The organism is Myxococcales bacterium, from assembly GCA_016703425.1.
Lineage (GTDB): Bacteria > Myxococcota_A > Polyangia > Polyangiales > Polyangiaceae > JADJCA01.
On record JADJCA010000001.1, the window covers coordinates 173638 to 185662 of the forward strand.

The following is a 12025-nucleotide window of genomic DNA, read 5'->3' on the forward strand; positions in this document are numbered from 1 at the left end:
GAAGAGTCTTGGCGAGGAGAGAGAGGCGTAGGGGGACGAGCCGCGGGTCAGTCCGCGAGCACGAGGTTCCCGCCGAAGTCGACGAGCCGGACGAAGCCTTCGACGCGCTTCTTGAGGTCGGCCTTCGATACGCCCGTGAGGCGCCGCGTGCCGATCTCCTCGACGCAGAACGACGCGAGCGCCGACGCGAAGAACATGGCGCGGCGAACAGCGTTGGGGGACGGGTCGGAGTGTTTCGTGAGGTAGCCCAGGAGGCCTCCCGCGAAGGTGTCGCCGGCGCCCGTGGGGTCGAGGACCTCCTCGAGCGGGTAGCCGGGCACGAAGAACATGCCGGAGTTGTCGAAGAGCATGGCGCCGTATTCGCCGCGCTTGATGATGAGGCGCGACGGGCCGCGGCGCAGGATGTCGGCGGCGGCGCGCGAGACGTTGTGGATGCCCGAGAGGTCGCGCGCTTCTTCCTCGTTGATGATCAAGAGGTCGATGCGGCGGAGCATCTCGGCGAGGAGCTTGGGCTCGCCGGAGATCCAAAAGTTCATCGTGTCGGCGAGCGTCAGCCGCGGCTTTTCGATCTGGTCCAAGACCTCGAGCTGCAGCGCCGGGTGAATGTTTCCGAGGAGGACGAAGTCGCTCTTCTTGTAGGCGGCGGGGATCTTCGGGCGGAAGTCGGCGAAGACGTTGAGCTGCGTGTCGAGCGTTGTGCGGCTGAGGAGGTCGGCCGCGTAGCGGCCACGCCAGCGGAAGGTCTTGCCTGACGCGCGCTCGACGCCGTGGGTGTCGATGCCGCGGGCCTGCATCATCCGAAGGTGCTCCTCGCCGAAGTCGGACCCGACGACGCCGACGATGCGGACCGGGGCCAAGAGCGAGGCGGCGAGCGACGAATAGGTGGCCGCGCCGCCGAGGACGTTATCGAAATTGCCGGTGGGCATTTCGAGGTCGTCGAACGCGAGCGAGCCAACGATGAGCGCGGATGATTCTGTTTGCACGGAGACTCCTGGCAGGGCGCGCCGCCGCCTAGCACCGGCTAGTCAGAGGCGAGCTTGCGTAACAAACGAAACGGCGGGCGGGACCTTACTCCGAAAGCGGTCCCTTGAGGAGCCACCGGAGGCGCTGGCGCGCATCTTCCGGGATGGCCGCCGGCGCCGTGAGCAGGCCCCCGCCAAGATGTCGTGAGCGCGGCTCTTTTTGGCGTCCGGAAGCCGCGGCTCCAGCTCAACCAAGGCCCGCTTGGCGCGCTCCACGTTGGCCCGCATCACGGCCAAGACGGCTTCGACGGAGACATCCTCCTCGCTCTCGTGCCAGCAGTCGTAGTCGGTGGCGAGGGCCAACGTCGCGTAAGGCAGCTCGGCCTCGCGGGCGAGCTTCGCCTCGGGAAGCGCGGTCATGCCGATGACCGACACGCCCCACGACCGGTAGAGCAAGCTCTCGGCCCGCGTCGAAAACTGCGGGCCTTCCATACAGAGGTACGTGCCGCCGCGGTGCACGGTGCCCGTGGGGTCTCCGCGCTCCGCCGCCGTCGCGAGGGCCTCGGCGAGGTCTTTGCACACGGGGTCGGCGAAAGGCACGTGGACGGCTACGTCGTCGAAGAACGTCGAGGTGCGGCCCTTGGTGAGGTCGATGGTTTGATCGGGCACAACGAGGTGCCCCGGCACGATCGCCTCGCGCATCGAGCCCACGGCGCTGACGCTCACGAGGTGCGTCGCGCCCGAGAGCTTCATCGCGCACACGTTCGCGCGGTAGTTGATGCGGTGGGGCGGAACGCGGTGGCCGCGGCCGTGGCGGGGCAAAAAAAGGAGCACCGTGTCGCCGAGGGTCCCGCGAACGAGGACGTCGCTCGGCGCGCCGTACGGCGTGTCGACGGCGACCGTCTCGACGTTGGCGAGGCCAGGAAGCTCGTAGAGGCCGCTGCCGCCGATGACGCCGAGGACGTTCATGAGTCCTTTGGCTCCCGCTCCCGCTCGTGTTTGTGCTCTCGCCCCGGCGACGTGACGTCGGCGCGAAGGAGCATCTCTGCCAAAGGCGCGCGTCGCTCGCGGCGCGTGCGCTCCGCGTGGACGATGCCAAAGAGCGTCTCCGACGCGCGGTCGAGCGTGTCGTTCACGAGGATGTAGTCGAAGAGCGCGTAGTGCTCGATCTCGCGCTTGGCGACCTGAAAGCGCCGCTGCACAACGTCTTCCGTCTCGCTGGCGCGGCCGCGAAGGCGGCGCAAGAGCTCGTCCATCGACGGCGGCAGAATGAAGACGGCCACGACGTCGGGGACCTTCGCGCGGATCTGGCGAGCGCCCTGGTAGTCGATGTCGAAGATGAGGCCGCCGCAATCGGTGGCGCGCTTGGCGCGTTCGATCTCCGCGAGGGACGTGCCGTAGAGGTTGCCGTGCACCTCGGCCCACTCGACGAAGGCGCCCTCGGCGATGAGCCCTTCAAACTGCTCCCGCGACACGAAATGGTAGTCGCGGCCGTCGACCTCTTTCGGTCGCGCCTTGCGCGTCGTATGCGAGACGCTGAAGGTGAGGTCGGGGAATTTCTCCTGAAGCCGCCGGCACAGCGTCGTCTTCCCGGCGCCGCTCGGTGACGAGAGGATGATGAGCAAAAAGTCGCTCGCGTGAGTCAGGCCCGTGAGGACCGTCGGCGCAGGAAGCATGGGGAGCGCCATTCTAGCCCTCTTGGCGGCCGCGAGGCCTCCAGAAAACCACCTTCCCTCGTCAGGGATCGCGAAGCGCGTTACTCGATGTTTTGGACCTGTTCGCGCATGCGCTCGATCTCCGCCTTGATGTCGACAATGGCGTGAGAAACGCGAGCATCGGCGCACTTCGCCGCCGTGGTGTTGGCCTCGCGCTGCATTTCTTGCAGCAAAAACTCGAGGCGCCGACCCACGCTGCCCTCTTTGGCCCACATGCCGCCGACTTGGGCGCAGTGCGCGCGGAGCCGCGTCAGCTCCTCGGGGGCGTCGACGCGGGCGGCGAAGAGGGCGATCTCCGTCTCGAGTCGGGCGTCGTCGATGGCGCCGCCGCCTTCGACCGAGGCCTTGAGCCGGTGGGCCCGTTCGGCGAGGCGCTTCTTGTGGCCGTCCAAGATTTCCGGGGCCCGCGCCTCGACGGCGTCGGCGAGCTCGCCGATGCGCGTGAGCCGCGAGAGCAGATCGGCGGCGAGGGCGGCGCCTTCGCGCGCGCGCATTTCGCCGAGCGACGCGAGCGCGGCGTCGAAGGCTTTGCGCGCCGCGAGGCGGATGGCGTCTTCGTCCTCGCGGCGCACCGTGCTCGCGAACAGATCAGGGATGCCCGCGAGCAGCGACAGCGGCACGTCGGCGCCGGGCGCCACCTCGTCGCGCAAGGCGCACAGCTCGCGGTACGCCGCCTTGGCCCGGTCGCGGTCGAGGACGGGACGCGCGCCGGCCTGCAGCTCGGCGCGGACGGTGATGTCGACGCGGCCGCGAGCGAGCGCCTCGCGGGCCATCTGTTCGAAGAGCGTGCCGTAGTCGGAGAGCTCGCGCGGGACGCGCACACGCACGTCGAGGAAGCGGTGATTGACCGTTCGGAGCTCGACCTCGAGGGCGCCGCGGGCGGGGTTTTCGTCGCTGAGCGGCGCCGACCCGAGACCGTGGCCGGTCATGCTCTTCATGGCCTGCTCTTCATCGAAGAAGTCGCGCCCTTCAGGCGAGGCCGCGCTTGCGCCGGATTTGCTCGGCGACGCGGGCGTGCTCGATTTCCCATAGCGGCGTTCCTTCTTGAACGTGCTTGAGCTGGGCGCGAATCTCCGACTCGAGGCTGTCTTCGGCGCCGAAGTGCTTCTTGAAGATGGGCGCCATCTTGCGGCGCAGCTCGACGTCTTCGTCGTAGATCTCGTCGACGTGGGGGGAGCGGTGGAAGCTCGAGACGATCTCGTCCAAGAGGTGGTCGAGCATCTCGTCGCCGACGCGGATGCCCTTTGACTCGGCGATCTGCTCGCGAACCTTCTGGTACTGATCCATCGAGCGGCCTGTCCGATCGAGGAGCTCCTTGGCCTTGTCGTTCACGTCCTTCTCGACGGCGAGGTAGTTCTTGAGGACCGCCTCGATGTCCAGGATGACCTCGCGCGGGCTCTCCGCCTCGATGCCGTGGTCGGTCGTAGAGGTCAGCAAGCGGACGATCTCTTGCGCGATGGGGGTCACGTGGCTCCCGTAGAGCTTCATGGGCGCGGAGGTTACCGGTTTTTCCACGGCCCGCTCGGGAAAACCGCCGGTTCTCACGCCGAAAAATACCGCCGGCCGCTGGGCCCGGGGCGCGGGACCGCGATAGCATCTTGGGCCATCGAATGAGCGATTGCCCCCGGTGCCAATCGAGCCTGCCGGCCGAAGCGACGGCGTGCCCGCGCTGCGGCGCCGCGATTTCCGCCGTCGGCGCTTTCGACCTCGACCTCAAGGGACCGAGCGGGTCTTTGGCCCCTGGCCTCGCGAGGCAGCAGGGCAAGCAGACGGGCCTTCGCATCGGCGCCGACGGGCAGCTGGCGGTGCCGCGCGCGGCCACGCAAACGGCGCTGCATCGGAACATCGGCCTCGATGAAGACGGCTTCGACCCTTTCGAGATCCGCGCCTTCGCCGACTACGGCGAACCGCCGACGCAGATCTACCTGACGCCGCTCTACAGCTTGCGCGTGCGGAAGCGGCAGGCGGAGCTTCGCCTCGAGCTCGCGGAGCGCAAGGCGCGCGTAACAGCCCTCGAATCCAGCGTCGAAGACGCCATCGTGGCCTTCGCCGAGCGCGCCCGCAGCGTCGCCGAGTCCAATCCGGTCTATTCGCGCGCCCTCATGCCCATCGCGGAGGTCGAGGCGCTCCTGTTCTCGCGCGACAGCGCGCTGGCGAGCGAGCACGAGAACTTCAAGAGGGTGTGCGCGGAGGTCGACGGGAAGCTGTCGGCGCTCGACGCGCGCATCGCCAAGATCGACGCCGACTCCAAGGACCTCGAGGCGGAGCTCGCCAAGCTCGAAGACTCTAGGAAGCGGGCCGAGGCGCGACTCAAGCGGCTCGAGATTGAGGCGAGGGCAGGGGCCGTGGGACCCGAGCGCGACGCCGAGCGCGCGGCGCAAGAGGCTGAGCTCGAACGCCTGACGCCGCTGCTCGCCGCGGCCAAGCGCAAGCTCGACGCGCCTCGCGCCGCACGCGCCGCCGTCGAGCGCGAAGCGGGACCCTTGCGAAAGGCTCGCGGCGACGCGGCCGAGCGGCTGCGCCGGCAGACGAGCACGCGGTCGGCGGGCGTCGATGACGCGCACAAGCGCCTTCGCGTGGCGCTCAGCGACTTCGGCCGCACCGCGCTCATGGACAACAAGACCTTCGGCGCCGACTTCGACGGCGCGCGCATGTCGGTTGAGGGCCTCGTGCGCGAACGCCAAGAGAAGGAGCGCGCCGTTCTGCAGGTGGAGAAGGCCATCGCCTCCGCCGACGAGCTTGTCGTCAAGCGCGGCTACACGGCGGCCGCAGTGGCTGGCGTCGTGTTCCTCCTCCTCGTGGTAGGCGTTCCGCTTGTGCGCGTGCTCGTGCCCTCACAAGCCGCCGCCGCTCTACCCTGTCGAGTGACCCTGTCGAGTGACCGTGGCGAATGAGCGAGGGAAATGAGCCGATGAGAGCGCGAGGCGTCGAGACAGCCCGGCCGCGGCTCGCCCGCGTCTTAGGCGTGGCGGTCGCCGCGGCGGCGGCCTGCGCGTCACCGCACGCCGGCGCCGAAGATGCCGAGTCGCGCGCCCGTGACGCCTACGCCCAAGGTGCACGGCTCCACAAGCAGGGCAACTACCGGCGCGCCGCCGAGGCCTTTGCGCGGGCTGACGCGGAGGTGCCCAGCGACGTCGCGTTCGCGGCAGCGCTCGACGCAGCGATGCTGGCCGACGAACCCGGCCTCGGCATGGAGCTCGTCGCGCGAGCCCGAGGTCGCGCGCTCGACGCGAAGACAACGCCCCGCGTCGAGACGGCGCGCTCCAAGTTCATCGCGCGGGCGGGCCAGCTCCGCATCGCGTGTTTGCCCAAGGGCTCGTGCCTCGCGACGCTCGACGGTGCGCCGCTTCCCGTCGAGCTAGAGCAATGGGTGCGCGCGGGGCAACACACCGTCGTGGTCCAGGTGGCCGGTGAGACAGAGCAGCGCCTCATCGTCGTTGGTGCAGGCGCGACGACAGAAGCGACCTTCTCGGGCAAGACCGCGCGCGCCGCGTCCGAGGGCGCTCCCGCATCAGCGCCTGCGACGCCGCCGACGCCGCCGGGCGCGGCGCCGAATCCGACGCCGCCACGCGAAGATGCCCGAAAGGGGGGCGTGTCTCCGGCGTTCTTCTTTGCAGCCGGCGGACTCACCGTCCTCGCGGGGGCCGCTGCCACCTGGTCCGCCCTTGACACTCGCTCCCTCCACGACGACTTCGTGGCCAAGAGGTGCAGCTCGTTCGAGAGCGACGGGTGTGCGGCGCTCTCCCGTGAGGGCACGTCGGCAAGGACGCGCACCAACGTGCTCCTCGCGGCCACCGGCGGTCTTGGCGTGATCACCGCGGCGCTTGGTCTCGTCTTTGTCGACTGGCGCCCCGCGCGCGCGCGCGTCGGCGTGACACCGAACGGCGTCTTCGCGCTTGGGAGCTTCTAGCGTGACCGCGAGTGGAGCTCCCCGCGCCCCGCGCGCCTACAAGAAGCTCCTTCGCCTCGCGGCCGGCGGGATGGGCACGGTGCATGTCGGCGTCCTGGAGGGCGCGCTCGGTTTCCGTCAGCTCGTGGCGTTGAAGGAAGCGCACCCGCACCTCGCCCTCGACATCGACGCGCGGCGCGCCATCGTCGAAGAGGCGCTGCTCGCTTCGCGCATCCATCACGCCAACGTGGTCGAGGTTCGCGATGTCGAAGTGTCCGACGACACCGTGACGCTGGTCATGCCGTACATCGAGGGCGCCTCGCTGGCGCAGCTCCTGTCGCGGGCCCTTGAAGCCGGCGTACCCGCGCCAATCGGCGTCGTACTCCGTATCTTGCTCGATTCCGCGGCGGGCCTCGCGGCCGCGCACGAGCTCGAGAACGAGGCTGGCGTGAAGCTCGGGGTCGTTCATCGCGACGTCTCGCCAGAGAACCTCCTCGTTGGCGCCGATGGCGTCACGCGCGTCGGCGACTTTGGGGTTGCGAAATACAAGCGCGCCGACGGCTACGCGACGTCGGAGGGCGTCTTCAAGGGGAAGATCGCTTACGCGGCCCCGGAGGCGCTCCGCGGTCAGGCGATTGACGCGCGCCTCGATGTTTTCTCGTTGGGTGTCGTCGCTTGGGAAGCGCTATCGCAAAAGCGCCTCTTTCGCGTCGACGGCGACCTCGAAACGGTTGAACGCGTGCAGCGCCACAAGGCCCGGCCCGTCTCGGAGGTCAACCTTGCGTTGCGGCCCCTCGATGAGGTGATCGCGAAGGCGCTCGAGAAGTCGAAGTCGGCGCGTTTCAGCACGATGACCGAGCTTCTGTCCGCCCTCGAGAGGGCGTCGGTCGGCCTCGTCGGGACGCATCGCGACGTGGCGGCCTTTGTGAAAGCCGTCCTCGGCCCGGCCCTCGACGCTCGTCGCGAACAGCTTCGCGAGCGGATGCGCAACCCCGAGGACGCCGGCTCGGGCCCGACCATGATACCCGAGGCGTCCACTGTGATCGCGGTCACGCCGCCGCCCGCGGGGCCGGTCGTGGAAGGGAGCATATCGCTTCGCGGCGTGGGGCTTCCGCGCCGCACGCCGAAGGGCACGTTCGTGGCCGCGGGGCTCGTTGGCGTCGTCCTGGTGGCCGCCTTGGCCTTCGCGCTTCGCGGGACTTCGGCGCCACCGTCCGTTCCCGCACGGTCTATGCCGGCAGCATTTTCCGAGCCCGAGCGGATCGCGGCGCCGAGGACCAGCGACGGGCCCACAGTCGAAGCGACGACGACGCCCCCGCCGGAGAAGAACGTCGCCGCAGCGTTACCGTCCGCCCCCGCGCCAACGCCTACGGCGCCTGCGCCGGGGCGTCCGAAGTCGGTGCGGCCCGATGGCAAAGCGAGGCCTCCGCTCGATCTCGCCGACCCGCCGCCGCCCCCCGCCGAATCCTTACGGTCGCAAATGAAAGACGGAAACGCGTCGCGGCGTGCGGCCCCGGTGGAGACCGCGACGGAGATGGCGCGCGAGCTTTTGGCGCGGTTCACGGCGGCCAAGATCACACCGCCCGGCGCCTGGGCCCGCTACGTCCTCGAGCGCTCGCCCGACGACGTCGAAGCGCGCCTCGGGATGACCGAAGCCATCAAGAGGCGCGTCGCATCGGGCGAGGCCTTCGCCGGGAAAGCGCGGCGCGTGGCCGCTGGTCGCTACGTCGTCGAGACCGGCGCGGCGCGCGAATACAACGTCGCGGTGTATGGCGACGGCCCCGGCGAGGCGTCGTGCTCTTGCGCCGACTTTCTGCGAAACGCGCTTGGCCTCTGCAAACACACGGTCTTCGTGCGCGCGAATGCTGGCGACGCGGCGAGCGGAGCGGGCGCTTCCAAGTTCGCGCCGCGGCCCACGCTCGACTGGGACCCGATCCGCCCTTGGCTCGGCGCCGGCGAACCCTTCTGGAGGCTCTTCCTGACAGCGCGCGTGCCGGGCGCCGAGCTCTTCTTCCAGGAGGTCTACGAAGGCCTCCACCGCGCCAACGGGGATGTCGCCTCCGCGGCGCCGTTCGCCGCTCACGCGCGAAAGCTCGTTCGCAAGCTCGGCGACGCCGTGAGCCCTGCGGCGGCCGCTGTCGTCGAGGAGCTCGACGCACGCGTCGCGCGGCAGACCGTTTTTGCCACCAACGCGTCGCTTTCGGCGCGCCACTCGCGGGCGATGCGCGGAAAGCGCGCGCTCTTTCCTTACCAAAAGGAAGGCGTGAGCCGCCTCTTGTACAGCGGTCGCCTGCTCCTTGGCGACGACATGGGACTCGGCAAGACGACGCAGGTCATTGCCGCCGCGAGCGCGCTCTTCGCTTCGGGCTCCATCGAGCGAGCGCTCATCGTCGTGCCGGCGCCGCTCAAAGATCAGTGGGCCCGCGAATGGCAGGAGGTCTCGAGCGAAGAGGTGACGCTCGTCGACGGTCCAGCGAAAGACCGCGAGCGGGCCCTGCGAAGCACCAAGCGGGGCATGGTGCTCATGAACTACGAGCAGGTGGTTCGTGACGCCGAGGCGGTGCGCGCGTTCCGGCCCGACCTCATGGTCTTGGACGAAGCGCAGCGCATCAAGAACTGGGCGGCGAAGACGAGCCTCGTCATGAAGTCCATGACGCCGACCTACCGATGGGTCGTCACCGGCACGCCGTTCGAGAATCGCCTCGACGAGCTCGCCTCGCTCGTCGAGTGGCTCGACGACCACGCCATGGAGCCCAAGTGGCGCCTCGACTGCTTCCACGCGGAGCGCTCCGACGGCTCGACCACCGTCACTGGCGCGAAGAACCTCGCGACGCTGCGAGAGCGCATCGAACCCTTCGTGGTTCGGCGCACGCGCGCCGAGGTCCTCTCGCAGCTCCCGGAGCGCAGCGATCACGAGCGCGCATTGCCCATGGGCTCCGCGCAGCGCGCTGATCATGATCTCTACAACCGGGAAATCGCGGCCCTCGTGTCGATAAGGCAAAGGCGGCCGCTCCGGCCGCCCGAGTTCCTGCAGCTCATGAAGCTCTTGAACCTCCAGCGGATGCTTTGCAATGCCGCCATCTTGCCGGCCGACGAAGAACACTGGGCCGCGCTCAAGGATGTCTCGCCGAAGGACACCCTGGCCACGCTCGGAAGCCCCAAGCTCGAGGAGTTTCGCGAGCTCGTTCGTGAGCTGGTCGTGGCGCAAGGACTCAAGGTCGTCGTCTTTAGCCAGTGGCGACGCATGCTCAAGTGGGCCAATTGGGCCGTGCACGATCTCGTGGCCGCGAGCGGGCTGACGACCGGCTTCTTCACAGGGGCGGAGCCCGACAAGCGCCGACGCGAGAACGTGCTCCGCTTCCACGACGACCCGGCGTTCCGCTTGCTCTTCCTCACCGACGCTGGCGGAGTGGGCCTCAACCTGCAGCGCGCGGCGTCGGCGCTCGTCAACCTCGAGTTCCCTTGGAACCCGGCGGTGCTCGAACAGCGCATCGGCCGCGTCCATCGTTTTGGCCAGAAGCGCCCCGTGTCCGTCTACCTGTTCTCGTCGGCCGACGGCATCGAGGCGCGCGTGCGCGGCCTCGTAGGCGACAAGCGAGCGCTCTTTCGCGGACTCTTCGAGAGCGACGACGACTCGATCCGCTTCGAGCGTTCGGCCTCGTTTCTGACGTCGCTCGCCAAGGTGCTGCCGCCGGAGGCCGTGGCGGCGCCGGAAGCCGACGCGGCGGTGGAGGGCGGTGCGCCGACGCCAACGGGCACCGACGATCCCATCGCGCCGGCACCCGAGAGCCTTCCGCCAGCGAGATTGTCGACGGCGACCGAGGGCGCTTCGCCGACGTCGGCGGCGGCGGTGCGGGCGCTCTTCGAGAGCCTCGTCGTGGAGCGCCTGCCGAACGGTAGCTTGCGTTTGGAGGCGCCGGCCGAGACGGCCGAGGCGCTTGTCTCGCTGCTCCGCGGCGCGGCGGATCTCTTGGCCAAGGCCGAGCGGCGCTGACGCCCAACCCCACGCCGAGCGGTGCCGGTTCATGTCCGTGGGCGTCTCCGGTAGGATCCCATGCTCAAGCCCATGCCCATGGACAAGACGGAGCGCGTCGCGCAAGAGCTCGCCGGTCGAGAACGCGTCCTCTCGGTGGAGCTCGTCGTCGTCGAAGGGCCTTCTCGCGGCGAGCGGGCTGTGGTGCCCGCCTCTGGCGCGCGCGTCGGCAGCGGCGCCGGCACCGATCTCACGCTCGCCGATCGCACCGTCTCGCGACTTCACTGCGAGGTCTTCGTGCGCGGCGACAGCATCGTCGTTCGCGATTGCGAGAGCACCAACGGCGTCGTCGTCGATGGCATTCGCTTCCGCGACGCCGAGGTGCCGGCGGGCTCCGTCGTGCGCGTCGGCGAGAGCGCCTTTCGCGTCGAGGTCGGCGACGAGCCGATGCTCGTGCCCGTCTCGGAGCGCGGCGAGTTTGGCGAGCTCCTCGGCGCGAGCCTCGAGATGCGGCGCGTGTATTCGGCCTTGGAGCGCATCGCACCGACCGACTCGACGTTGCTCGTGACCGGCGAGACGGGCACCGGCAAGGACGTCGTGGCTCGCTCCCTCCACGCCGCATCCAGGCGCCATGCAGGCCCCTTCGTGCCCGTCGACTGCGGCGCCATCCCCGAACACCTCGTCGAGAGCGAGCTCTTCGGTCACGTGCGCGGCGCCTTCAGCGGCGCCGTCTCCAACCGGCGCGGCGTCTTCGAGGAGGCCTCCGGTGGCACGCTCTTCTTGGACGAGATCGGCGAGATGCCGGTCGCGCTCCAGCCGAAGCTTCTGCGCGCGCTCGAGACCAAATCGGTTCGGCGCGTCGGCGCCAACACGGCGACACCGATCGACGTGCGCGTGGTCGCGGCGACGAACCGGCCCCTCGCGAAGGCCGTCAACGAAGGCACCTTTCGCGAAGACCTCTTCTATCGATTGGCCGTCTTCGAGGTCCGCCTCCCGCCGCTGCGCGCTCGCCGCGACGACATTCCGCTCTTGGCCGCGCGCTTCTACGAGAAGCTCGGCGGCGTCGGCGAGTTGCCGCAGGCCTACGTCGAAGCGCTTCAGCAGCGCGCCTGGCCCGGCAACGTGCGCGAGCTGCGCAACGCGCTCGAGCGCGCCGTCGCCTTCGGCCCCACGACGGGAACGCCGGCGACGCAGGCGGCCGCGAGCGCCAAGCGCGCGCTGCCGGCGGGCATCGAGGCCATCGTGCCGCTTCACCTGCCGCTCAAGGAGGCGCGCGAGGCGTGGCTCGAGGCCTTTGAGAGCATCTACGTGCGCGCGATGCTCGAAAAGACCGGCGGCAACGTGAGCCGCGCCGCCGAGCTTTCCGGCGTGAGCCGGCGCTTCTTGCAGCGCACGCTGGCGCGACTGGGGCTTCGCGCCGCCGAGGCCGACGGCGACGACGACTGAGTAGCGCTCACCCCCTGCGGCGCGTAGGCCTCGGCGAGCG

At 69.4% G+C, this 12025-nt stretch carries 9 protein-coding genes; 4 read left to right on the forward strand and 5 right to left on the reverse strand.

Annotation, left to right across the window (positions count from 1 at the left end):
- Positions 1–47: 47 nt before the first annotated feature.
- From IPG50_00720 to IPG50_00740, 5 genes are all read right to left on the reverse strand, one after another.
- Entirely contained in the window at positions 48–983 is a 936-nt protein-coding gene (locus tag IPG50_00720) for a sugar kinase (GenBank protein ID MBK6690726.1), read from the reverse strand.
- A 42-nt stretch (positions 984–1025) separates the two neighbouring features.
- Positions 1026–1931, reverse strand: coding sequence for an S-methyl-5'-thioadenosine phosphorylase (mtnP, locus tag IPG50_00725; protein ID MBK6690727.1), 906 nt, complete (start codon positions 1929–1931; stop codon positions 1026–1028).
- On the reverse strand, positions 1928–2638 hold the full coding sequence (gene gmk / locus IPG50_00730) for a guanylate kinase (GenBank protein MBK6690728.1): 711 nt from the start codon (positions 2636–2638) through the stop codon (positions 1928–1930). The genes mtnP and gmk overlap by 4 nt, the downstream gene beginning before the upstream one ends.
- 80 nt (positions 2639–2718) lie before the next feature.
- Complete coding sequence (locus IPG50_00735; protein MBK6690729.1) at positions 2719–3615, reverse strand: YicC family protein; 897 nt, start codon at positions 3613–3615, stop codon at positions 2719–2721.
- 31 nt (positions 3616–3646) lie between these two features.
- Positions 3647–4165: a DUF507 family protein gene (locus IPG50_00740; protein ID MBK6690730.1), complete on the reverse strand. Its 519-nt coding sequence runs from the start codon at positions 4163–4165 to the stop codon at positions 3647–3649.
- A gap of 122 nt (positions 4166–4287) precedes the next feature.
- Here IPG50_00740 and IPG50_00745 point away from each other — a divergent pair, with 122 nt between their 5' ends.
- Genes IPG50_00745 through IPG50_00760 form a run of 4 tightly spaced genes read left to right on the forward strand, consistent with a single transcriptional unit; the run spans position 4288 to position 11985 of the window.
- A complete protein-coding gene (locus IPG50_00745) occupies positions 4288–5571 on the forward strand; it encodes a hypothetical protein (GenBank protein ID MBK6690731.1) in 1284 nt (427 codons plus the stop codon).
- Positions 5572–5588: 17 nt separating this feature from the next.
- Positions 5589–6587 (forward strand): hypothetical protein, encoded by a 999-nt coding sequence (locus IPG50_00750; protein ID MBK6690732.1) that lies wholly within the window; start codon positions 5589–5591, stop codon positions 6585–6587.
- Position 6588: 1 nt separating this feature from the next.
- Complete coding sequence (locus tag IPG50_00755) at positions 6589–10560, forward strand: protein kinase (GenBank protein ID MBK6690733.1); 3972 nt, start codon at positions 6589–6591, stop codon at positions 10558–10560.
- Positions 10561–10620: 60 nt separating this feature from the next.
- Positions 10621–11985 (forward strand): sigma 54-dependent Fis family transcriptional regulator, encoded by a 1365-nt coding sequence (locus tag IPG50_00760; protein ID MBK6690734.1) that lies wholly within the window; start codon positions 10621–10623, stop codon positions 11983–11985.
- The last annotated feature ends 40 nt before the right edge of the window (positions 11986–12025 follow it).

Bases quoted from the DNA above. Each gene is read 5' to 3' on its own strand.
- mtnP (MBK6690727.1), bottom strand. From the start codon at position 1,931: ATGAACGTCCTCGGCGTCATCGGCGGCAGCGGCCTCTACGAGCTTCCT.
- IPG50_00735 (MBK6690729.1), bottom strand. From the start codon at position 3,615: ATGAAGAGCATGACCGGCCACGGTCTCGGGTCGGCGCCGCTCAGCGAC.
- IPG50_00760 (MBK6690734.1), top strand. From the start codon at position 10,621: ATGCTCAAGCCCATGCCCATGGACAAGACGGAGCGCGTCGCGCAAGAG.
- IPG50_00740 (MBK6690730.1), bottom strand. From the start codon at position 4,165: ATGAAGCTCTACGGGAGCCACGTGACCCCCATCGCGCAAGAGATCGTC.
- IPG50_00750 (MBK6690732.1), top strand. From the start codon at position 5,589: ATGAGAGCGCGAGGCGTCGAGACAGCCCGGCCGCGGCTCGCCCGCGTC.
- IPG50_00745 (MBK6690731.1), top strand. From the start codon at position 4,288: ATGAGCGATTGCCCCCGGTGCCAATCGAGCCTGCCGGCCGAAGCGACG.
- gmk (MBK6690728.1), bottom strand. From the start codon at position 2,638: ATGCTTCCTGCGCCGACGGTCCTCACGGGCCTGACTCACGCGAGCGAC.